22 protein-coding genes are annotated in these 18,665 nt (G+C 72.4%); 6 read left to right on the forward strand and 16 right to left on the reverse strand.

Features of this window, described 5'->3' with window-relative positions:
* Nucleotides 1-19 precede the first annotated feature (19 nt).
* From rpmF to ACIRPK_RS25465, 8 genes are all read right to left on the reverse strand, one after another.
* Nucleotides 20-193 carry a 50S ribosomal protein L32 gene (rpmF, locus tag ACIRPK_RS25430; RefSeq protein ID WP_030056747.1) on the reverse strand — a complete coding sequence of 58 codons (174 nt, stop codon included), beginning with the start codon at nucleotides 191-193 and terminating at the stop codon, nucleotides 20-22.
* Nucleotides 194-195: 2 nt separating this feature from the next.
* Nucleotides 196-879 carry a YceD family protein gene (locus ACIRPK_RS25435; RefSeq protein ID WP_403042033.1) on the reverse strand — a complete coding sequence of 228 codons (684 nt, stop codon included), beginning with the start codon at nucleotides 877-879 and terminating at the stop codon, nucleotides 196-198.
* A gap of 113 nt (nucleotides 880-992) precedes the next feature.
* Nucleotides 993-2,177 (reverse strand): cell division initiation protein, encoded by a 1,185-nt coding sequence (locus ACIRPK_RS25440; RefSeq protein WP_403042036.1) that lies wholly within the window; start codon nucleotides 2,175-2,177, stop codon nucleotides 993-995.
* A 196-nt stretch (nucleotides 2,178-2,373) separates the two neighbouring features.
* Nucleotides 2,374-2,862, reverse strand: coding sequence for a pantetheine-phosphate adenylyltransferase (coaD, locus tag ACIRPK_RS25445; RefSeq protein WP_403042038.1), 489 nt, complete (start codon nucleotides 2,860-2,862; stop codon nucleotides 2,374-2,376).
* Between the two features lie 37 nt (nucleotides 2,863-2,899).
* A complete protein-coding gene (gene rsmD / locus ACIRPK_RS25450; protein WP_403042040.1) occupies nucleotides 2,900-3,484 on the reverse strand; it encodes a 16S rRNA (guanine(966)-N(2))-methyltransferase RsmD in 585 nt (194 codons plus the stop codon).
* Nucleotides 3,485-3,644: 160 nt separating this feature from the next.
* A complete protein-coding gene (locus ACIRPK_RS25455) occupies nucleotides 3,645-4,148 on the reverse strand; it encodes a hypothetical protein (RefSeq protein WP_403042042.1) in 504 nt (167 codons plus the stop codon).
* A 117-nt stretch (nucleotides 4,149-4,265) separates the two neighbouring features.
* The gene (gene recG, locus ACIRPK_RS25460) at nucleotides 4,266-6,470 is read right to left on the reverse strand and encodes an ATP-dependent DNA helicase RecG (protein WP_403042044.1); all 2,205 of its coding nucleotides are present in this window, start codon (nucleotides 6,468-6,470) and stop codon (nucleotides 4,266-4,268) included.
* Nucleotides 6,471-6,507: 37 nt separating this feature from the next.
* A complete protein-coding gene (locus ACIRPK_RS25465; protein ID WP_403042047.1) occupies nucleotides 6,508-8,121 on the reverse strand; it encodes a DAK2 domain-containing protein in 1,614 nt (537 codons plus the stop codon).
* 308 nt (nucleotides 8,122-8,429) lie between these two features.
* Between ACIRPK_RS25465 and rpmB the strand changes: the two genes are divergently transcribed.
* The gene (gene rpmB, locus ACIRPK_RS25470; protein WP_082598345.1) at nucleotides 8,430-8,615 is read left to right on the forward strand and encodes a 50S ribosomal protein L28; all 186 of its coding nucleotides are present in this window, start codon (nucleotides 8,430-8,432) and stop codon (nucleotides 8,613-8,615) included.
* A gap of 136 nt (nucleotides 8,616-8,751) precedes the next feature.
* Here rpmB and thiD read toward each other — a convergent pair whose 3' ends face one another.
* From thiD to ACIRPK_RS25485, 3 genes are all read right to left on the reverse strand, one after another.
* Nucleotides 8,752-9,579 carry a bifunctional hydroxymethylpyrimidine kinase/phosphomethylpyrimidine kinase gene (thiD, locus tag ACIRPK_RS25475; protein WP_403042049.1) on the reverse strand — a complete coding sequence of 276 codons (828 nt, stop codon included), beginning with the start codon at nucleotides 9,577-9,579 and terminating at the stop codon, nucleotides 8,752-8,754.
* 24 nt (nucleotides 9,580-9,603) lie between these two features.
* Nucleotides 9,604-10,629, reverse strand: a complete 1,026-nt coding sequence (locus ACIRPK_RS25480) for a 6-phosphofructokinase (protein ID WP_403042052.1) — start codon at nucleotides 10,627-10,629, stop codon at nucleotides 9,604-9,606.
* Nucleotides 10,630-10,831: 202 nt separating this feature from the next.
* Nucleotides 10,832-11,803 (reverse strand): thiamine-phosphate kinase, encoded by a 972-nt coding sequence (locus ACIRPK_RS25485; RefSeq protein ID WP_403042054.1) that lies wholly within the window; start codon nucleotides 11,801-11,803, stop codon nucleotides 10,832-10,834.
* Between the two features lie 158 nt (nucleotides 11,804-11,961).
* Between ACIRPK_RS25485 and ACIRPK_RS25490 the strand changes: the two genes are divergently transcribed.
* On the forward strand, nucleotides 11,962-12,195 hold the full coding sequence (locus ACIRPK_RS25490; RefSeq protein ID WP_057232247.1) for an Lrp/AsnC family transcriptional regulator: 234 nt from the start codon (nucleotides 11,962-11,964) through the stop codon (nucleotides 12,193-12,195).
* Between the two features lie 20 nt (nucleotides 12,196-12,215).
* Nucleotides 12,216-12,713 carry a DUF3515 domain-containing protein gene (locus ACIRPK_RS25495; RefSeq protein ID WP_403042058.1) on the forward strand — a complete coding sequence of 166 codons (498 nt, stop codon included), beginning with the start codon at nucleotides 12,216-12,218 and terminating at the stop codon, nucleotides 12,711-12,713.
* Nucleotides 12,714-12,995: 282 nt separating this feature from the next.
* Here the strand turns inward: ACIRPK_RS25495 and ACIRPK_RS25500 are convergent, their stop codons facing one another.
* Genes ACIRPK_RS25500 through ACIRPK_RS25510 form a run of 3 tightly spaced genes read right to left on the reverse strand, consistent with a single transcriptional unit; the run spans nucleotide 12,996 to nucleotide 16,011 of the window.
* Nucleotides 12,996-14,135: a D-alanine--D-alanine ligase family protein gene (locus ACIRPK_RS25500; protein WP_403042061.1), complete on the reverse strand. Its 1,140-nt coding sequence runs from the start codon at nucleotides 14,133-14,135 to the stop codon at nucleotides 12,996-12,998.
* Between the two features lie 59 nt (nucleotides 14,136-14,194).
* Nucleotides 14,195-15,196 carry an NAD(P)H-dependent glycerol-3-phosphate dehydrogenase gene (locus ACIRPK_RS25505; RefSeq protein ID WP_403042063.1) on the reverse strand — a complete coding sequence of 334 codons (1,002 nt, stop codon included), beginning with the start codon at nucleotides 15,194-15,196 and terminating at the stop codon, nucleotides 14,195-14,197.
* A complete protein-coding gene (locus tag ACIRPK_RS25510; RefSeq protein ID WP_403042066.1) occupies nucleotides 15,193-16,011 on the reverse strand; it encodes a lysophospholipid acyltransferase family protein in 819 nt (272 codons plus the stop codon). Before ACIRPK_RS25510 ends, ACIRPK_RS25505 begins: the two co-directional genes overlap by 4 nt.
* 197 nt (nucleotides 16,012-16,208) lie before the next feature.
* Here ACIRPK_RS25510 and cofC point away from each other — a divergent pair, with 197 nt between their 5' ends.
* Nucleotides 16,209-16,892: a 2-phospho-L-lactate guanylyltransferase gene (gene cofC, locus ACIRPK_RS25515; RefSeq protein ID WP_403042068.1), complete on the forward strand. Its 684-nt coding sequence runs from the start codon at nucleotides 16,209-16,211 to the stop codon at nucleotides 16,890-16,892.
* Between the two features lie 30 nt (nucleotides 16,893-16,922).
* Complete coding sequence (locus ACIRPK_RS25520) at nucleotides 16,923-17,150, forward strand: hypothetical protein (RefSeq protein ID WP_403042071.1); 228 nt, start codon at nucleotides 16,923-16,925, stop codon at nucleotides 17,148-17,150.
* 25 nt (nucleotides 17,151-17,175) lie between these two features.
* Here the strand turns inward: ACIRPK_RS25520 and ACIRPK_RS25525 are convergent, their stop codons facing one another.
* Both ACIRPK_RS25525 and ACIRPK_RS25530 read right to left on the reverse strand, forming a co-directional pair.
* Nucleotides 17,176-17,439, reverse strand: a complete 264-nt coding sequence (locus ACIRPK_RS25525) for a hypothetical protein (protein WP_403042073.1) — start codon at nucleotides 17,437-17,439, stop codon at nucleotides 17,176-17,178.
* Nucleotides 17,436-17,666 carry a hypothetical protein gene (locus ACIRPK_RS25530; protein ID WP_403042076.1) on the reverse strand — a complete coding sequence of 77 codons (231 nt, stop codon included), beginning with the start codon at nucleotides 17,664-17,666 and terminating at the stop codon, nucleotides 17,436-17,438. The genes ACIRPK_RS25525 and ACIRPK_RS25530 overlap by 4 nt, the downstream gene beginning before the upstream one ends.
* A 164-nt stretch (nucleotides 17,667-17,830) precedes the next feature.
* Here ACIRPK_RS25530 and ACIRPK_RS25535 point away from each other — a divergent pair, with 164 nt between their 5' ends.
* Nucleotides 17,831-18,589 carry a GntR family transcriptional regulator gene (locus tag ACIRPK_RS25535; RefSeq protein WP_403042079.1) on the forward strand — a complete coding sequence of 253 codons (759 nt, stop codon included), beginning with the start codon at nucleotides 17,831-17,833 and terminating at the stop codon, nucleotides 18,587-18,589.
* The last annotated feature ends 76 nt before the right edge of the window (nucleotides 18,590-18,665 follow it).

Below are 18,665 nucleotides of genomic sequence, written 5' to 3' on the forward strand. Positions count from 1 at the left end.
CGCCCTTACACCCCGCCGATCAGACCGAGAGGACCTGGCGACGGTTGTACGTGCCGCAGCTCGGGCACGCGATGTGACCCAGCTTCGGCTCGTGGCAGCGGTCACACGCCACCAGGGCCGGAACAACGGCCTTCCAGTTGGACCGACGGTGGCGCGTGTTGCTGCGCGACATCTTCCGCTTCGGAACAGCCACGGCTACTTCTCCTGGTTCTCGGCTCCACCCTCACGGGTGTCGCTGTTCTTGATTCCGTCACCCTCGTCGCCGGGGGCGGCGGAGAGTCCCTGCAGAGCCGCCCACCGGGGGTCGGCGGCATCGTGGTGGTGGTCCGGGTCGTCGCTCAGGCGCGCTCCGCATTCGGAGCACAGGCCCAGGCAGTCTTCCTGGCACACCGGCTGCAGCGGCAGTGCGAGCACCACCGCGTCACGCAGCACCGGCCGGAGGTCGAAGAAATCGCCCTCCAGACGGTAAGTCTCGTCGTCCGACTCCTCGTCGAGGTCGTCGGCCCCGGTGGTCCGGGCGCGGGTGCGCTCGTCGGACTCCGGGTAGTAGTAGAGCTCCTGGAACTCGACCCGGAGGCGGTCCTCGACCGGCTCCAGGCAGCGCACGCACTCACCCTCGACCGCGGCCCGGGCGCGACCGGTCACCAGCACGCCCTCGACCACGGACTCCTGCCGGAGCTCGATCTCGATCTCGCTCTTCACCGGGACGGCGATGACATCGATGATGCCCAGGCCCTCCGGGGCCTCCACGGTCCGGACGATCTTGCGCAACGATCCCGGGCGACGGCCGAGCTCATGCGTGTCGAACACGAGCGGGTCGCGGTGGTCGAGGCGGTTCAAGGTGTCCTGACTTCCTGGAGGCGGCACGCATCCCTGCATGGCGCGGATTTGGTTCGATCCGGCTGCGTCGAGGCAGCAGAACAGCCCAGCAACGGACAGGCCGGAGTGGTCAGACTACCGGACACTCCGGCCTGGCCCAACTTCGGCCGGTCTCACCGGCCGCCGAGCTCCCGCAGCCGGGTCATGTCGATCATGCTGGTGTCGAAGAAGCTGGTCTCGTCCAGTGCGGCCTGCTGCGGCACCTGGGCGGCCTGCTGCGGGTAGCCGTAGGCGTCGTACGCCTGCTGCTCCTGCGGCTGCTGCTGCTCCTGGTAGACCGGCTGCTGCTGCTGGTAGCCGTAGGCGTCGAAGCCCTGGGTGTCGAAGCCCTGGCCGCCGTAGCTGGGCTGTGGCTGCTGCGGGTAGCCGTACGGGTCGGTCTGCGGCTGGCCGGCCGGGTCGTAGCCGCCGCCGTAGACCTCGGTGTACTGCGGGGCGGCGTACTGGTCGGCCTCCGGGGCCTGCCAGCCGGCCGCCGCCGGGGTGGGCTCGGGCCAGCTCTGCTGCTGCGGGACCTCGGCCCGGTACCAGGGCTGCTCCTCGCCGTTGGCGTCGAAGCCGCCGCCACCGCTCGGGTCGAAGCCGCCGTCCGAGAAGCCGGCTGCGACCGCCTCGGCCCGGTCCTTGAGCTGCTGGGCCTCGTCGGCGGCGGCCAGGTAGGCACCCAGCTCGTCGATCGAGGCCTTGCCGAGCAGCTTGTCCCGGCCCTTGCCGACCGCCTCCAGCGTCTTGCTGAGCACCGTCTCCAGGGTGGCGAGCTTCACATCGACGTACTCGTCGACCTCGGGGCTCGGGCTGACCCGGGAGCGGAACTCCTCGCCGTCGGTCGCGTCCTCGTCGTAGGGCTGCTCGAAGACGCTGGCGTCGCCGCGCAGCTTGGTCCGGCCGCGGCCGACCGCGCCGAGCGTCTTGGTGAGCACCACCTCGAAGTTGGCCAGCTTCGAGTCGACGTAGTCGTCCGCCTCGGCCAGCTTGGTCTGCACCTCGGCCTTGGCCTCGCCGAGGATCCGGTCGGCCTCGGCCTGGGCGCGCAGCACCACCTCGGTGTCGGAGATCAGCGAGCCGCGCTCGCTGTGCGCACCCTGGATGATCTGGTCCGCCTGGGCCTGGGCGTCCGCGACCACCTGCTCGTGGTCGGCCATCACCGACTGGGCCTGGGCGAGTTCGGCGGGCAGCGCCTCACGGAGCTGCTGGAGCAGGCCGACCAGCTCGGCCCGGTTCACCACGCAGGACGCCGACATGGGCATCGAGCGGGCGTTCTCCACCGCCGTGACGATCGCGTCAAGTCTGTTCTGCACGTCCACGGGGGCTTCTGTCTTTCCGTGTGCCGCCGAGCTGCGGCGGAGGCAGTGCCCTTCGGCGTGGCGCCTGCGGGCAGGAGTACAGACTGTACGTCCAGAGCGGGGGGAGCTCACAACGCCCGAGGCCAGCCGCTCGGCCGGGCGGGGGACGCTATGTGACGCTTCGCCAGCCCTGATCCGATTTGTTCGGGTGCTACTGCGCGGACCGCTCGGCGATCCGCTCGACCAGCCGGCGGTTCACCGTCTCCGGCAGCAGGTGCGAGACGTCGCCCCCGTACGAGGCGACCTCCTTGACCAGGGTGGAGGAGAGGAAGCTGTAGGTCGGCGAGGTCGGCACGAAGAGCGTCTCGACGCCGCTCAGGCCGCGGTTCATCTGGGCCATCTGCAGCTCGTAGTCGAAGTCGCTGACCGCCCGCAGGCCCTTGATGATCGCCGGGATGCCGCGCTCCCGGCAGAAGTCCACCAGCAGGCCGTAGTGCGACTCGACCACGATGTTGCCGTACTGGGCGGTGGTCTCCTCGATCAGCGCGATCCGCTCCTCGACGGTGAACATGCCCTGCTTGTTCTTGTTGATCGCCACCGCGACATGGACCACGTCGTACAGCTTGGAGGCACGCTCGATGATGTCGAGGTGTCCGTTGGTGATCGGGTCGAAGGAACCCGGGCAGACGGCGCGGCGCATGACATGGACTCCCTTGTGGGGCCTGATGGGTGGGCTGCTACGAGTCTTCGGCAGGTCCGTTGGCGGCGCGACCGTACCAGAGGGTGCCCTCGCCGTACCGCCGGGAGCGCTCGGCCTCGAAGCCCTCGGGCCAGCCGAACTCGCCGCCCCTGGTGCTGCGTTCCACGGTGACGAGTGCGTCCACCGTGAGCCAGCCCCCGGCCAGGAGTGTGACCAGCATCTCCCGCACCTCGTCGTCGGTGACCGAGTACGGCGGGTCCAGGAAGACCAGGTCGTACGGGGTCTCCGGGGCCCGTCCCGCGATCACCCGTTCGGCCCGGTCGGCCCGCACCTCGGCACCCGGCAGGGCGACGATCCTGACGTTCTCCCGGATCACCTTCGCGGCGCCGGCGTCGGCCTCGACCAGCAGGACGTGCGCGGCGCCCCGGGACAGCGCCTCCAGGCCGACCGCTCCCGATCCGCCGAACAGGTCGAGCATCCGGGCCCCGTGCAGGGTGCCGCGCAGCGAGGCCAGTGTGGAGAACATCGCCTCCCGCGCCTTGTCGGAGGTCGGGCGGGTGGTCCGGCCGGGCAGCACGGAGAGACGGCGGCCACCGGCCACCCCGGCGATCACGCGGGTCATGAGAAGTGCGGTCCCTTCCTGGATACAGCTGCCTGGGCGCACCTGCCTGGATGCACCCGACACACGCTATCCGCTGGTCGGCCGCCGGGCGCACGCACAGCGGCGCGGGCGCCCACCGACCGCCGTCGGTGAACGCCCGCGCCGCTGGCTCCGGGGCTTCCTACTCGACCGCGCCCACGATGCTCGGCGAGGCGTAGCGGGACCAGGACAGGCAGCCGTCGGGCGGGCAGTACTCGGGCTTGCGCGGGTCGTGGCCGAGCTCGCGCAGCTTGGTGCGGACGGAGTCCGGCGTCCGGCCGAAGCGGGCGGCGATCCGGGCCACCGTGTCGGCGTCGTGGAACCGGCGGGTCAGCTCCTCCTCGTGCTGGGGCACCCAGGGGGCGCCGTGTCCGGGGTAGAGCTCGCGCAGCACGTCGCGGTCGGGGATGGGTTCGGAGACGTCGGCGACGATGGCCATCGCCCGCAGCGCGCGGTTCAGCGCGATCCGCAGGTTGGCCACGTCCTCCACCGGCAGCCGGAGCTTGCCGGTGGCCAGCGGGGTGGCGGCGGCGCCCTCGCGCCAGCCGGTCAGGGTGAGGGTGACCTCACGGTCGTCCTCGCTGGCCAGCTCGATCCGGAAGACCTTGTCGCCCAGCGGAAGCTCGTTGAGATGACGGAAAGCCAAGGCGGAACCCCCAGGTGTCGTGCCGGGAGCGCACCTTGGGGGTGCGTCCCGAACAACTACATTCTCTCCTCCGCCACTGACAATTCCGTGGCCCAACGGCCCTTGGCAGAAGGGGAATTACCCCTTCTCCAGGTACTCCGCGCGGTCCTCGTCGAGCAGGCTCTCCAGGGCCGTCCGCAGCTCCGGGTGGGCGGCCAGCGTCGGGTCCTCGGCGACCAGCCGGGCGGCCTCCTCGCGGGCGGTCGCGATGACCTCCTCGTCGTCCAGCACCGAGAGCACCTTGAGCGAGGACTTCACCCCGGACTGGGCCTGGCCGAGCACGTCGCCCTCCCGGCGCTGCTCCAGGTCGATCCGGGACAGCTCGAAGCCGTCCAGGGTGCCGGCCACCGCGTCCAGCCGGGCCCAGGCCGCGCCGGCCGCGGGCATGTCGCTGACCAGCAGGCAGAGCCCGGGGGCCGAGCCGCGGCCGACCCGGCCGCGCAGCTGGTGCAGCTGGGAGACGCCGAACCGGTCGGCATCCATGATCACCATCGCGGTCGAGTTGGGGACGTTCACGCCGACCTCGATCACCGTGGTGGCGACCAGCACGTCCACCTGCCCGGCCGCGAACCGCCGCATCACGTCGTCCTTGGCCTCCGGCGTCAGCCGCCCGTGCAGGATCTCCACCCGCAGCCCGGCCAGCGGGCCCTTGGTGAGCATCTCGGCGGTATCCACCACCGACAGCGGCGGGCGCTTCTCGTCGCTCGCGGCACCGAGGTCCTCCGGGTCGTCCGCCGCCTTGCGCTTCTTCTTCCCCGGCGCGTCAGGCGGCTCGTCGCCGATCCGGGGGCAGACCACGTACGCCTGGTGGCCCTTGCCGACCTCCTCGCGGACCCGCTCCCAGGCCCGGGCCAGGAAGTTGGGCTTCTCCAGGGCGGGCACCACGTGGGTGGAGATCGGCGAACGCCCGGCCGGCAGCTGGTCCAGCACCGAGGTCTCCAGGTCGCCGAAGACCGTCATCGCGACCGTGCGCGGGATCGGCGTGGCCGTCATCACCAGCAGGTGCGGCGGCTGCTCGCCCTTGGCCCGCAGCGCGTCCCGCTGCTCGACGCCGAACCGGTGCTGCTCGTCCACCACCACCAGGCCGAGGTCCTGGAACTGCACCTTGTCCTCGATCAGCGCGTGCGTCCCGATCGCGATCCCGGCGTCCCCGCAGGCCATGTCGAGCATCGCCTGCCGCCGCGCGGCCGTCCCCATCGAGCCGGTCAGCAGCGCGACCTTCGTCCCCAGGTCGGAGCCGCCCAGCATGCCGCCCTCGGCCAGGTCGCCCATCATCTCGACGATCGACCGGTGGTGCTGCTGCGCGAGCACCTCGGTCGGCGCCAGCAGCACCGCCTGCCCGCCCGCGTCCACCACGGCCAGCATCGCCCGCAGCGCCACCAGGGTCTTGCCCGAGCCGACCTCGCCCTGGAGCAGGCGGTGCATCGGGTGCTCGGTGGCCAGGTCGGTGAAGATCTCGGCGGAGACGGTCTTCTGCCCGTCCGTCAGCTCGAACGGGAGGCGGGCGTCGAAGGCGTCCAGCAGGCCGTCCGGCACGGGCTTGCGGGCGACGGCGGGCAGGGCGGAGTCGGCGGCCCGGCGCTGGGCCAGCGCGACCTGGAGGACGAACGCCTCGTCCCAGCGCAGGCGGTCCTGGGCGCGCTCCTTGTCGGCCTGGTTGCGCGGGCGGTGGATCAGCTCCAGGGCCTCGGGGAGCGGGATCAGCTCGTGCTTCCCGCGCAGCTCGGCGGGGAGCGGCTCGCCGACGTCGGCGAGGTGCTTGTCGAGGGCCACCTCGACGCAGAGCGAGAGCTTCCAGCTGGGCATCTGGGCGCTCGCGGGGTAGACCGGGATCAGCCGGCCGGCGAACTTGTCCGCCTCCGGGGTGCCGTCCTCGGCGTCGATCAACTGGTAGTCCGGGGAAGCGAGTTGGCGCTTGCCGTTGAAGACGCCGACCTTTCCGGCGAACAGGCCCTGGGAGCCGGTGCGGAGGTCCTTCTGCCGCCAGCCCTGGTTGAAGAAGACCAGGCTGAGCCGCCCGCGCCCGTCGGTGACCACCACTTCGAGGCGGTCGCCCTTGCGGGCCTTGAACGGGATCAGGGTGACCTTCTCGATCCGGGCCAGCACGGTGACGTGCTCGTCCACCTCGAGGTCGTCCAGGCTGGTGAGCTGGCCGCGTTCCACGTACCGCCGGGGGTAGTGGTGCAGCAGGTCGCCGACCGTGCGCAGCTTGAGGCTGTCGGCCAGCACCTTGGCGGTGCGGTCGCCGACCAGCTTGGTCAGAGATTCATCGAGAGCGCCCATCAGGACCTATTGGACACCACGAGGGCGACAGTCCGGGTCACTCGACCCCGATCAGCAGGGTGGCCGACTCCTGGCGGCCGTCGTAGACCACGGTGTCCACCTCGGGGCGCTGCCGGCGGGCGTGCGCCACCAGCCGGTCGGCCAGCTCGGCGGGGGCGCCCTCGCCGAGCACCAGGGTGACCAGTTCACCGCCGGCCGCCAGCATCCGGCCGAGCAGCTCCTCGCCGATGGCGACCAGGTCGGCGCCGATCACCACCACGTCGCCGTCGATCAGGCCGAGCACGTCGCCGGCCTGGCAGACCCCGGCCATGGTCCAGGACTCGCCCTCGGCGACGGCGAGTTCGGCGTACCGGGTGGCCCCGGCGGCGGAGGTCATCGCCACCACGTCCTCGTCGAACCGGCGGGCGGGCTCGTGCACGGCGAGCGCGGCCAGGCCCTGCACCGGCGAGCGGGTGGGCAGCACCGCGATCCGTACGCCGTCCTGCCGGAGCTGGTCGGCGGCGGCTCCGGCGGCGGCCCGCAGCTCGGGGTCGTTGAGCAGCAGGACCACCTCGTGCGCGGCGCAGCGGCGGACGGCGGTGACCAGTTCGGCGCTGGCCGGCGGCCGGTCCGGGTCGGCGTGCAGGACCTGGGCGCCGGCCCGTTGGCAGAGCTCGGCCAGGCCGGCGCCGGTCACCACGCTGAGCACGGCCCGGCCGACGGTGGTCTCCCGCCGCTCGCCGGCCCGGGCGGCGGCCTCGGCGAAGTGGGTGATCCGGATCTGGAACGGCCGGCCGGCCCGCACCCCGGCCTCGACGGCGGCGCCCGCGTCGTCCACGTGCACGTGCACGTTCCACAGGCCGTCGCCGCCGCCGACCACCAGCGAGTCGCCGAGCCCGGCCAGTTCGGCGCGGAGCCTCGGCAGGCTCCGGTCGGGGGCTTCCAGCAGGTAGATCACCTCGAAGGCGGGGTGGCCGGGGCCGGGCGGGCGTTCGTGCCCCTCGCAGCCGGCCGGGCGGACCTCACGGACGAACTCCTGCCGGAGCGGCCCCATCGGGGTCTTGCCGGTGACGGCGTCCGAGAGGGTGCCGAGGATGGCGACCAGTCCGCGCCCGCCGGCGTCCACCACCCCGGCCTCGGCGAGGACGGCGAGCTGGGAGGGGGTGCGCAGCAGCGCCTCCCGGGCGGCCCGGTAGGCGGCGTCGGTGGCCTCGGCCAGCGAGCCCGCGCCCTGGGCGGCGGCCCGGGCGGCGGCGGCCGCGACGGTGAGCAGGGTGCCCTCGACCGGTTCGGCGACCGCCTGGTAGGCGGACTCGGCGGCCCGCAGCAGCCCCTTCCGCAGGTCGGCGGGCTCGCCGCCGAGCGCGAGCGCCTCGGCCAGGCCGCGCAGCCACTGGGCCAGGATCACCCCGGAGTTGCCCTGGGCACCGACCAGCGCACCCCGGGCGCCCGCGCTCATCGCGGCGCCGAGTCCGGGGTCGCCCTGCTCCGCGAAGCACTGCTCGACCGCCTCGGCGGCCGACTCCACGGTGAGGTAGAGGTTGGTGCCGGTGTCACCGTCCGGCACGGGGTAGACGTTGAGGGCGTCGATCTCCTCGCGGGCCTGGCCGAGCGCGGTCAGGGCGAGGCGGCACCAGGTGCGGACGGTGGTGGCGTCGAGCGTGTCCAGCACCAGGTCTCTCCTCCGGGTGAACGCGACCCGAACCCCGGGCGGGGACACGGGTGAACGCGGTGGCAAGGGGCGATGCTGGCAGGTTATCCGGACCGGGTCGGGATCGGTGCTGGCCGGAGGGCCGCAGGGGATGATCAAGGGCCGGGCCGTGGTAGTTTCGTTGAACGGGATTCGGCGTTGTATGCTCTCCCGGTTGCCCGGAACAGTCCGGGCTCACCCCTTGAAGCGGTCCGGTCCACGCGAGTGGCCCGAGTTGGTTCAGCCGGGGTTTTCGAACGTAAATGATCTGAAGTCTTGGAGTGACTCCTGTGGCTGCCAACTGCGACGTCTGCGGCAAGGGGCCGGGCTTCGGCAACAGCATCTCCCACTCGCACCGCCGTACTCCCCGTCGTTGGAACCCCAACATTCAGACGGTGCGTGCGACGGTCGGTCGGACGCCGAAGCGGCTCAACGTCTGCACCTCGTGCATCAAGGCCGGTAAGGTCTCGCGCTGACGCGCAGACCGGTTAGCCGGTCCTCCAGATCGCCGATTCACCCTCGGGTGGGTCGGCTTTCTGTCTTACTGCCTTGCCGTGTACCGGTTGAAGGGCGGGCCCCCGGGCCCGCCCTTCGGTCGTTTCCGGGACCGGGTCAGCGCCACTGCCAGGCGTGGTCCACCGGGCCGATGCCCGCGCCCAGCGCGAAGCCGCCCTCGATCGCGCCCGTGACGTACGCCTTCGCGGCCGCCACCGCCGCCGGCATCGCCGCACCCTTGGCGAGCTCGGACGCGATCGCGCTGGCCAGGGTGCAGCCGGTGCCGTGGGTGTGCCGGTTGTCGTGCCGGGGCGCCCGGTACCAGTGCGCCGAGCCGTCGGCGCCGACCAGCAGGTCGGCGGCCTCCCCTTCCAGGTGGCCGCCCTTGATCAGCACCCAGGCCGGGCCGTGGCCGAGCAGCGCCTCGGCGGCCGCCGCCATGTCCCGTTCGCCGGTCACCTCGATGCCGGTGAGCTGGGTCACCTCGTGCAGGTTGGGCGTGGCGAGGGTGGCCACCGGCAGCAGCCGCTCCCGTACGGTGGCCACCGCCTCGGCGGCCAACAGCGCGTCGCCGTGCTTGGAGACGCCGACCGGGTCGACCACCACCGGCGCGTCCACCCCGGCGAGCAGCTCGGAGACGGTCTCCACCAGGGCGACCGAGGCGAGCATGCCGGTCTTCACGGCCTGCACGCCGATGTCGTCGACCACGCTGCGGAACTGGGCCCGGACCGCCTCGGCCGGGAGTTCCCAGTAGCCCTGGACCCCGACCGAGTTCTGCGCGGTGACGGCGGTGAGCACGCTCATGCCGTGCACACCGAGCGCGAGCATCGTCTTGAGATCGGCCTGGATGCCGGCGCCGCCCCCGGAGTCCGAACCGGCCACGGTGAGGACTGCGGGAGGCGCCGTCGAGCCGGCCACCGTGCGTACGCGAGGAGGAGCAACCATGCCCGCCAACCTATCGAACATCCGTCAGAGGACGGCTTCGGACTCCGTCCAGCGGTCCTGCGGCACGGTCTTCAGCCGGGTGACCGCCTCGGCCACCGGGGCCAGCACGATCTCGGTGCCGCGCAACGCGGTGAAGTGCCCGAAGGCGCCCTTGTGCACGGCCTCCACGGCGTGCCAGCCGAACCGGGTGGCCAGCACCCGGTCCCGCGCGGTGGGCGTGCCGCCGCGCTGGGTGTGCCCGAGGATGACCGGCCTGGACTCCTTGCCGAGCAGGTCCTCCAGCTCGTGCGCGAGCCGGGTGCCGATCCCGCCGAAGGTCTGGTGACCGTACTGGTCGACCGCGCCGTGGTCGAAGCGGAGCGTGCCGGGCATCGGCCTGGCCCCCTCGGCGACCGCGATGATGGCGAACTTCTTGCCGCGCTGGAAGCGCTCCTCGATCATCCGGGCGACCGCCTCGATGTCGAACGGCTTCTCCGGGATCAGGATCCCGTGCGCGCCACCGGCCATCCCGGCGGTGAGCGTGATCCAGCCGGTGTGCCGTCCCATCAGCTCGACCACCATCACCCGCTGGTGCGACTCGGCGGTGGTCTTCAGCCGGTCGATCGCCTCGGTGGCCACGTGCACGGCGGTGTCGAAACCGAAGGTCACGTCGGTGGCGTCGATGTCGTTGTCGATCGTCTTCGGTACGCCGACCACCGGCAGCCCGGCGTCGCTGAACATCTTGGCGGCCGTCAGGGTGCCCTCGCCGCCGATCGCGATCAGCGCGTCGATGCCGATGTTCTTCGCCAGCAGGGCGGCGTTCTCCACCGCCCAGTCGATCCGCTCCCGCTGCACCCGGGCCGAGCCCAGGATGGTGCCGCCCAGGGTGAGCAGACCGGTCACGTCGTCGTGCGAGACGGGCCGGGTGCGGCCCTCGATCAGGCCGAGGAAGCCGTCCTCGATCCCGATGATCTCGTCGCCGTGCACGTCCGTGCCGCGATGGACCACCGAGCGGATCACCGCGTTGAGGCCGGGGCAGTCTCCACCGCTGGTCAGGACACCGATTCTCATGGGGGTGTGCTCTCCCGCTCCTGGGGCAGCGCAGGCCCCCGAGTTGATGGATTCTCATACGAACCGGACACCCCGGACAGACCGGACATGCCGACAGCGACAGGCTACCCGCCCGACCTGTCGTCAGCTCAAATCCTGCGCTCCGGCCTCACTGCTCCGCAGCACAGCGTTGAGGTCACTGCTCCGCAGCGAAGCGTTGATGTCACTGCTCCGCAGCGAAGTGATCCCAGCCGCCGGCCCGGTCCCACGGAGCGCCGTCCACGGTGACCTGTCCACCCCGGGCCGCGCTCGCCGTGCGCACCACCTCGCCGACCACACGCCATCGGGCGGGCAGCTGGACGGTGCTCGGGAAGGTGGCCACGATCGCGTGGTCCTCCCCACCGGACAGCACCCATACAAGCGGATCGACCCCGACCGCCTGGCCGATGTCCGCCATCTGGGCAGGCACGTCGAAGTCGGCCGCGCGCAGGTCGATGTCCACCCCGCTGGCCTTCGCGACATGGCCCAGGTCGGCCACCAGACCGTCGCTCACGTCGATCATCGAGGTGGCGCCGAGGTCGGCCCCGGCCGGGCCCGCGTGGTACGGCGGCTCCGGACGACGGTGTGCCTCGACGAAGGCCCGGGGCGAGCGGAAGCCCCGGGACAGCACGGTCAGCCCGGCGGCGGACCAGCCCAGCCAGCCGGTCACCGCGACCACGTCGCCGAGCTGGGCGCCGGAGCGCTTCACCGGGGCCCGGCCCTGCAGGTCGCCGAGCGCGGTGATGGCCAGCGTGATGGTCTCCCCGCGCACCACGTCGCCGCCGACCACGGTGGCCCCCGCCACCTGGCACTCGTCCCGCAGGCCGTCCATCAGCTCGGTGGCCCAGGTGGTCGGCAGGTCGCCCGGCGTGACCAGGCCGAGCAGGATCGCGGTCGGCACCGCCCCCATCGCGGCGATGTCGGCCAGGTTCTGCGCGGCGCACTTGCGGCCGACGTCGTACGCGGTGGACCAGTCCCGGCGGAAGTGCCGGCCCTCGATCAACACGTCGGTACTGGCCACCACCCGGCCGTCGGGCGTCTTCACCACGGCCGCGTCGTCACCCGGCCCGAGCTCCACGGCCGGGGTGAGCGGCAGCCGGGCGGTGAGCTCCCTGATGAGTCCGAACTCGCCGAGCTCGCCCACGGTCCCCTGCATCTGCCGTCCTCTCTCACTGACCTGACTCCAGGCCGCTCCTGCGCGCCCCCGCGCGCAGCGTACGCCCTCGGGCGGTACCGGGGTCTCCCGTACCCGGCCCACCGGGCGGTAGCGTGGTGATCAGACTGCCGATCAGCCCACCCCGCTGGAGGTCCCCCGTGGTACAGGCATACATCCTGATCCAGACCGAGGTGGGCAAGGCCACCGCGGTGGCCCAGTCGATCGCCAAGATCGACGGAGTGCTCACCGCCGAGGACGTCACCGGGCCGTACGACGTGATCGTGCGCGCCGAGGCCGAGACCATCGACGACCTCGGCCGCCTGGTGGTCGCCCAGGTCCAGCAGGTCGAGGGCATCACCCGGACGCTGACCTGCCCGGTGGTCCGCTTGTAGGGCCTGGCTACCATCGCGGGGTGACCCGTCTCCGGAGCCTGCCCGCCGCCGTCCGCTGGGGTGTCCCGCCCGCCGTCCTGCTGACCTGCACCGGTCTGCTCGGCTGGAGCTGGAGCCTGCCCGCCGACGTCACTCCCCCGACGCCCCGCGCGGCCGAGGCGGGCTTCTGCGAAGCACTCGACCGGGCCCTGCCCGGCTCGGTGCTCGGCCACCACCGTGACGACCCGTCACCCGCCTCGCCGTACACCGCCGGCTGGGACAGCTCGCCCCGGACGGTGCTCCGGTGCGGGCTGGCCCGGCCCGACTACCTGAACGACGACCCGCTGGCCTCCGCCCCCGAGGTCAACGACGTCCAGTGGGGCATGACCCGTGACCCCGACGGCGGCTACCGTTTCGTCACCACCCTGCGGAAGACCTACGTCGAGGTCACCGTCCCCCCGGGCGCCTACCCCAACTACATCGACCCGCTCAGCTCCCTGACCGACGCCATCAAGGCCACCGTCCCCGAGGGCCTCTAGGTCCAGGGGCTCGGGGCTGCGCTGTAGGCAGGCGCCCGAGCATCTACGGTCAGGGGCTCGGGGAACTGCGAGGAGATCTGGCGTTCGGGTCACTGCGAAAGTCCCTGACCACCTACGCGACGATCACCTTGCAAGGGCCGGCGTCGCAGTTCCCCGAGCCCCTGGACCGTAGACGGCTGAGGCAGTTCCCCGAGCCCCTGACTCCGTAGCCGGCTGAGGCAGTTCCCCGAGCCCCTGACTCCGTAGCCGGCTGAGCACCTGCCAAGAGCCGAGCCCGGAGGGCTAGCGCAGGCCCGTGGAGCGGGCGAGGGCCGCCGTGAGGAGGCGGTCGATCAGCTCCGGGTAGGGCAGGCCGGTGGCCTCCCACATCTTGGGGTAGGCCGAGATGGGGGTGAAGCCGGGCATGGTGTTGATCTCGTTGACCATCCAGCTGCCGTCGGGGAGCAGGAAGAAGTCGACCCGGGCCAGGCCCTCGCAGCCGAGCGCGTCGAAGGCGAGCACCGCCTGCCGGCGGATCTCGGCCGTCTCGGCCTCGGTCAGCCGGGCCGGGATCTGCACCTCGGAGGAGTCGATGTACTTCGCCTCGAAGTCGTAGAACTCGTAGTCCCCGTCGACCAGCACCTCGGCCGGCAGGCTGGCCCGCGGGCCGTCCTCGAACTCCAGCACGCCGCACTCGAGCTCGCGGCCCTCCACGCCCAGCTCGACGATCACCTTGGGGTCGTGCCGACGGGCCTCGTCGATCGCGGCGTCCAGGTCAACCAGGTCCTTGACCTTGGTGATGCCCATGCTGGAGCCGGCCCGGCAGGGCTTGACGAAGAGCGGCAGGCCGAGCGCGGCGATCCGCTCCCGGGCGGCGGTGCGGCCGGCCTCGGTCTCCCACTCGCGCGGGCGGACCACCGTGTAGTGGCCGACCCCGATGCCGTGCGACTCCAGGATCCGCTTGGTGAACTCCTTGTCCATGCCGGCCGCGCTGGCCAGCACGCCGGAGCCGACGTACGGGACGCCGGAGAGCTCCAGCAGGCCCTGGATGGTGCCGTCCTCGCCCCACGGGCCGTGCAGCAGCGGCAGCACCACGTCGACCTCGCCGAGCACCTTCGGCGTGGCGCCGGGCTCGCTCCAGACCACCTCGCGGCTGGCCGGGCTGCCGGGCAGCGTGACCTGGCCCTCGGTGGATTCGGAGACGGCGTCGACGTCGGGGAGCTTCCCCTCGGTGATGGCCATCCGGGACGGTTCGTCGCCGACCAGGGCCCAGCGGCCCTCATGGGTGATGCCGATCGGCAGCACCTCGTACTTGCTCCGGTCGATCGCCCTGAGCACACTGCCGGCCGTGACGACCGAGATGCCGTGCTCGGAGCTGCGGCCGCCGAAGACGATCGCAACGCGCGGCTTGGCCGCGTTGGGGGAGGTCTTTTCGATGCTCATATCGTGTTCGAGACTACCGTGCGGGTCTTTCGGCGAAAGTCACCCGCGCGGTGGTGAGTTCAGTGGCGTTCGGGCTTCGCCGACCTGGCCATCAGCCCGGCCAGCACTTCCTGGGTGGGCCGGCCGTGGTGCACCACGTCCACCACGGCCGCCACGATCGGCATGTCGACCCCGTGCCGGCGGGCCAGGTCGAGCACCGACTCGCAGGACTTGACGCCCTCGGCGGTCTGGCTGGTGGCGGCGACGGTCTCGGCGACCGTCATGCCGCGGCCGAGGTTGGTGCCGAAGGTGTGGTTGCGGGAGAGCGGCGAGGAGCAGGTGGCCACCAGGTCGCCCATCCCGGCCAGCCCGGCGAAGGTGTGCGGGTCGGCGCCCAGGGTCAGGCCGAGCCGGGTGATCTCGGCCAGCCCACGGGTCATCAGGGTGGCCTTGGTGTTGTCGCCCAGGCCCATCCCGTCGGCCATCCCGACCGCCAGGCCGATCACGTTCTTCACCGCGCCGCCGAGCTCGCAGCCGACCACGTCGGTGTTGGTGTACGGGCGGAAGTACGGCGTGTGACAGGCCGTCTGGAGCCGCTTGGCGACCAGCTCGTCGGTGCAGGCGACCACGCTCGCGGCGGGCTGCTTGTTGGCGATCTCCAGGGCCAGGTTGGGACCGCTGACCACGGCGACCCGCTCGGGGCCGACCTCGGCGATCTCCTGGATCACCTCGGACATCCGCTTGGCGGTGCCGAGTTCGATGCCCTTCATCAGCGAGACCAGCACCGTCTCGGGGCCCAGCAGCGGGGCCCAGGCGGCGAGGTTCTGACGGAGCGTCTGGGAGGGCACGGCGAGCACCGCGAACTCCGCCCCGGCCAGCGCCTCGGCGGGGCCGGTGGTGGCCCGGACGCTCTCCGCCAGCCGGGTGTCAGGCAGGTAGTCCGGGTTGACGTGGGTGGCGTTGATCGCGTCCACCAGCTCCTGGCGGCGGCCCCACAGGGTGACCTCGCAGCCGGCGTCGGCCAGGATCATCGCGAAGGCGGTCCCCCAGGACCCGGTCCCGAACACGGCGCAGCGGGTCACTTGGTGGTCTCCTCGTCGTTCCGGTGGCCCGCCGCGCGGTCCTTCTTGGCGGCGTGGTGGTCGGCCCGTTGCTGGGCCGCCTTCCGCATGTCGTAGCGCTCGGCCGGCGGCTGCTCGCCGCGGATGTCCGCGAGCACCCCGGTGATCGCGGTCATGATGTCCTCGGTGGCGTCCCGGAGCACCTCGGCGGTCAGCTCCTGCCCCTGGTACCGGGTCAGGTCCACCGGCGGCCCGGCGGCCACGGTCACCTTGTGCCGGGGGAACAGGTTCAACTTGCCCTTACCGCCCCGGCCGTACGGCGGGATGATCTCGTGGGCGCCCCAGTGCGCGACCGGGATGACCGGCGCGCCGGTCATCAGCGCGACCCGCGCCGCGCCGCTCTTGCCGGTCATCGGCCAGACGTCCGGGTCCCGGGTGAGGGTGCCCTCGGGGTAGAACTGCACGCACTGCCCCTGCTCGACGGCGGCGATCGCGGCACGGAACGCCTTGGCCGCGTCGGTGGACTCGCGGAACACCGGGATCTGGCCGGTCTTCTTCAGCATGAAGCCGATGAACGGCACCGAGAACAGCCCGGCCTTGCCGAGCATCCGGGGCGGCCGACCGCTGTTGTACTGCCAGTGCGCGTAGACCACCGGGTCGATCAGCGAGTTGTGGTTCACCACCACCAGGAAACCGCCGCGCTCGGGCAGATGCTCCCAACCGCGCCAGTCCGGCTTCACCAGGGCGGTGGTCACCGGCTTCACGAGTGCGGCCGCGAAGCGGTACCAGATCCCGTAGTCGGCGTTGCCGAACCTGGCGTACGAGCGGCGAGCCACTCCTGCTCCTCTTCCTCGGGCTGCGGCACGTGGGGTACCGCAGGTCGTTCGTCGCCCGTCGAGGCGCGGACCAGTCTCACCCCTGGCCCCGTCGCTGTCGAGCGGCTTACCGGGCCGCCCCGGCATCGGAGGCGTCACACCTCGCTCCGGCCGGGCCGCCTGGTCAGCGGTCCGCCACCGGCGCGAGAATGGCGCCGATGACCCAGGACACCGTACGCCCCGCAGTGCCGCCCGTGCCCACGCCCCACCCCGCGTGGTCGTTGGTGTTGCCGGTGAAGCCGCTCGCCCTGGCGAAGAGCCGGCTGGCGCCGTTCGCCGGTGCGCACCGGCCGGCGCTGGCGCTGGCGTTCGCGCTGGACACCGTGACGGCCGCGCTGGCCTGCCCGCTGGTGGCCCGGGTGCTGGTGGTCACCCAGGACGCGCTGGCCGGGGCGCAGCTGGCCCGGCTGGGGGCGCTGGTGGTGACGGACGAACCCGGCGGCGGCCTCAACCCCGCGCTCGACCACGGCGCCGCGCTGGCCCGGCGGCTGGCGCCGGACACCCCGCTGGCGGTGCTCTCGGCCGACCTGCCGGCCCTGCGCAGCGCCGAACTGGCCCGGGTGCTGGCCGCCGCCTCGGCGCACGGCGGGCGGTGCTTCCTGGCCGACTCCCCCGGGCTCGGCACCACCCTGCTGGCCTGCCCGCCCGGCAGTGCGCTGGCCCCCCGGTTCGGCGACGGCTCGCGGGCCCGGCACGCGGCCGGCGGCGCCGCCGAGCTCAGCCCGGACGACGTGGTGTCGGTGCGCCGGGACGTGGACACCGGGGCGGACCTGCTGGCCGCCCTGGCGCTCGGGGTCGGGCCGCACACCGCCGCCGTCGCCTGCGCGCCGGTCTGCTCCTGACGGCCGCGGGCCCGTCGCTATGCTGCTGCCATGCAGGCCACCTCGTACACCTTCGACCCAGCCACCCGCACCGGCTCGGTCCTCCTGGACGACGGCACCCCCGTCCCGTTCGACGCCCCGGCCTTCGACGCCGGCGGCCTGCGGCTGCTCCGCCCCGGCCAGCGGCTGCGGATCCGCACCGAGGGCAGCGGCGAGGCCCGCCGGGTGGTCTTCCTGACCCTGCAGACCTTCCCCGACCCGGCGGACCGGGCGAGCTGACGCCCCCCGCGCCGCCCGGCCGGACTCAGGCCCGGGTCACCTCGATCAGGTGGGACCGGCCGCCGATCGCGAAACTGAGCGTCAATTCGCCGTCGCGATCGAGGAATTCCGTGACCCGCTCGACCGCTCCGTCGCCGAGGAAGAACCGGTAGGCCTCGAACTGGTTCCAGCCCAGCGGCAGCACCCGGAGGGCCTCCCAGAGGGCGTTCAGCGCGTCCTGGAGGTGGGTGAAGGTCGCGGGGGCGGCGATGTCCTCGATGGAGACGGTGAAGGCTCCGGGGGTGTTCACAGCTGCGGCTCCTGCTCGTGGTCACGGTCGAAGTCGGCCCAGACCCGCTGCGCGGTGTCGGTCCGGTCGTGGCCGAAGCGGTCCGCCCCGGCCAGCAGATCCAGCACCGTGAGCTGCGCCTCAGCGCTCAGCCCGTCGGGCAGCACCAGGTACAGCCGCCAGCCGCCGTCCAGCCCGACGCGGATGCTGGGCCGCCCTCCGGTGGCCCTGGCCAGGCGGTTCGCCACGTCAAACACCCTGGTGGTTCGCACGCAACGACTCTCCCCGCGAGCAGCTGGTTACGGAACGTGAATCTAAGTAATTAGATTCCACCTGATGCATTAGATTGTCAACGCTGAATCACCCGCCCTGCCGAACTCGGTCGGGTCGTGCCTGCCGCCGGGAGAGCCAGATGTCACCTGCTGAGCGCCAGTACCAGCGCATCGCCGCCGATCTGCGCCGCCGCATCGACCTGGGCGAGTGGCAGATCGGCGACGTCCTGCCGTCCCGCGCCAAGCTGGCGATCGAGTACGACGTCGACCCGAACGTGCTGCAGCGCGCCCAGCAGCTGCTGATCACCGAGGGCCTGCTGGAGGGCCGCAGCGGCTCCGGCACCTACGTCCGCCGCCCGGTGCCACGGCGCGCGATGGTCCGCTCCAGGATCGGCACCCCGGCGTCCTTCCGGGCCGACCTGGGTGAGATCGACGGCACCGGCAGCTGGGAGTCCAGCACCGGGACCAACGTCCCCGCCCCGCCCGAGGCGGCCGCCCGGCTGGGCCTGGAGCCCGGGACGCCGACGGTGCACACGGTCTACGAGTTCCTGATCGACAGTCAGCCCGTCCTGCTCGCCAACAGCTGGGAACCGCTGGCGCTGACCGAGGGCTCGCCGGTGATCTGTCCCGAGTACGGCCCGCTGGCCGGCCAGGGCGTGGTGCGCCGGATGGCGGCGATCGGGGTGCGGGTGGAGCGCGCGCTGGAGCGGACCCGCCCCTCCCGCGCCACCGCGCAGCAGGCCAACCTGCTCGGGGTGTCGGCCGGCGACCTGGTGACGCTGATCGAGCGCACCTACTACGACGCGGACGGCCGGGCGGTGGAGACCGCCGAACTGGTGGTACCGGATTCGCGCTGGGACATCAGCTACGAACTCCCGGTCGGCCGTCAGGGGTCCTGACCGCAAAGAGCCGTGGCGGCCCGCTCCGGGAATGACCCGGATGCGAGCCGCCACGGCTCACGGCGGATTGACCCGC

Origin of the sequence: Kitasatospora sp. NPDC101801, from assembly GCF_044766665.1 — a bacterium.
Classification (GTDB): Bacteria; Actinomycetota; Actinomycetes; order Streptomycetales; family Streptomycetaceae; genus Kitasatospora.

Coding starts and splice junctions, on each gene's coding strand:
- cofC (WP_403042068.1), top strand. CDS start 16,209: ATGACCCAGGACACCGTACGCCCCGCAGTGCCGCCCGTGCCCACGCCC.
- ACIRPK_RS25500 (WP_403042061.1), bottom strand. CDS start 14,135: ATGAGCATCGAAAAGACCTCCCCCAACGCGGCCAAGCCGCGCGTTGCG.
- rsmD (WP_403042040.1), bottom strand. CDS start 3,484: ATGACCCGCGTGATCGCCGGGGTGGCCGGTGGCCGCCGTCTCTCCGTG.
- ACIRPK_RS25435 (WP_403042033.1), bottom strand. CDS start 879: ATGCAGGGATGCGTGCCGCCTCCAGGAAGTCAGGACACCTTGAACCGC.
- ACIRPK_RS25520 (WP_403042071.1), top strand. CDS start 16,923: ATGCAGGCCACCTCGTACACCTTCGACCCAGCCACCCGCACCGGCTCG.
- ACIRPK_RS25535 (WP_403042079.1), top strand. CDS start 17,831: ATGTCACCTGCTGAGCGCCAGTACCAGCGCATCGCCGCCGATCTGCGC.
- coaD (WP_403042038.1), bottom strand. CDS start 2,862: ATGCGCCGCGCCGTCTGCCCGGGTTCCTTCGACCCGATCACCAACGGA.
- ACIRPK_RS25480 (WP_403042052.1), bottom strand. CDS start 10,629: ATGAGAATCGGTGTCCTGACCAGCGGTGGAGACTGCCCCGGCCTCAAC.
- ACIRPK_RS25485 (WP_403042054.1), bottom strand. CDS start 11,803: ATGCAGGGGACCGTGGGCGAGCTCGGCGAGTTCGGACTCATCAGGGAG.
- thiD (WP_403042049.1), bottom strand. CDS start 9,579: ATGGTTGCTCCTCCTCGCGTACGCACGGTGGCCGGCTCGACGGCGCCT.
- recG (WP_403042044.1), bottom strand. CDS start 6,470: ATGGGCGCTCTCGATGAATCTCTGACCAAGCTGGTCGGCGACCGCACC.